This is a genomic window from Nocardia sp. NPDC023852, assembly GCF_040639505.1.
Taxonomy (GTDB): Bacteria; Actinomycetota; Actinomycetes; order Mycobacteriales; family Mycobacteriaceae; genus Nocardia.
In genome coordinates this window covers 1-1,153 of the sequence record NZ_JBFAAB010000085.1, presented here as the reverse complement: position 1 = coordinate 1,153, position 1,153 = coordinate 1, and the positions used below count along the sequence as shown (strand labels likewise).

At 67.6% G+C, this 1,153-nt stretch carries 2 protein-coding genes; one reads left to right on the top strand and one right to left on the bottom strand.

Annotated features, from left to right (window positions below; translation table 11 throughout):
* Positions 1-234, top strand: a 234-nt coding sequence (locus AB0H00_RS31990; protein WP_357273687.1) for a hypothetical protein, incomplete at its 5' end; no start/stop codon positions are given.
* A gap of 126 nt (positions 235-360) precedes the next feature.
* On the opposite strand, the gene AB0H00_RS31985 is transcribed toward AB0H00_RS31990, so the two are convergent.
* Positions 361-1,131, bottom strand: coding sequence for a hypothetical protein (locus AB0H00_RS31985; RefSeq protein WP_357273685.1), 771 nt, complete (start codon positions 1,129-1,131; stop codon positions 361-363).
* Between the last annotated feature and the right edge of the window lie 22 nt (positions 1,132-1,153).

The window sequence follows — 1,153 nt, the reverse complement described above, 5'->3', positions numbered from 1 at the left end:
GACCCGCTCGCCGGCGCGGAGGTCGTCGGGACCGTCGACTACAGCGAGCTGCCCGCGGCCAAGAAGGTTCTCGATGACGAGTTCAACGGTCGCCCGTCACGGCTGGACGAGGTCGTCGAGGGAATGGAACCTATCCAGCTGATCAGCCTGCTCAACGGCGCACTGATCACCTACGGATGGATCGTGTACCAGCTCGCCGACCCAGACATCGTCGCGCAGCTGCGCCAACTCTGACCCGGAACAGGTGGGGCCCGGAACCATGGTGGTGGTTCCGGGCCCCACTGCTACATCCGACTGCTACTTCTTTCCTGAGCCGCCGCTGTTCTTTCGGTGGCGGTAACAGCCGCCCCAGGAACGGCGTTAGAGTGTCCAGTTTCCTGGACGGTTCCGGGCTTCGCGAACAGGGTTGTAGGCCTCCCACGAGTTTTGGTCGGTCTCGCCGCGCTCGTAGCGTTCGGTATTCCAGGCGTCATAGGCCCGCTCCAGCTGTGGGGTGGACTGGTGCGGGATCTTGCGTCGGCGGCAGAACGCGATGAATTCCAGGGCGGGCTCGGCCACCCGCCGACGCCGCTCCGCGCGCGGATCCACCTCGACCGCGGCCCGGTCGAGGTCGGCGACGCGGCGGGCTCTGGCCAGTTCACCGACGTCGTAGGCGATACGCCGCAAGATCGCCACGACGCGGGGCACGTCCGCGACGACGTGGAACCGCCGGGGCCAGTCCGACTCCGGACGCAGGCTCACCATCGTCGGGTACGGCTCGCGGTCCAGATGCTCGAGCCAGTCGGCGCATTGGCGGATCCACTCCACCTCGTCATCCAGACGCCCAGCGATATCGGCACGGCCCGCCAGCTCGCCGTCATCGACGTCGGGATCCTCCGGCGCGGGCCATCCCGTTGCCCGCAAGACACCCATCTCGGCGTCGAGGGCGTCGATATCGGCGTCGGCAACGAGTTGGTGGACCCGCGATGACGACAGTCCTGCCGCTTTGGCGATCTCCCTGATCGACGCGCCGTGGGTCTTCGCTGCCGCCAGCGCCCAAGCCCGTTCCTTTTCGGCCTGCTCCAGCCGCCACGCCGCCCGGGTCACCCGAGCCAGCACCCGACGTTTGCGCCGCCACACCACCATGTCCACGACCAGGAAAACCCCTCAGCCA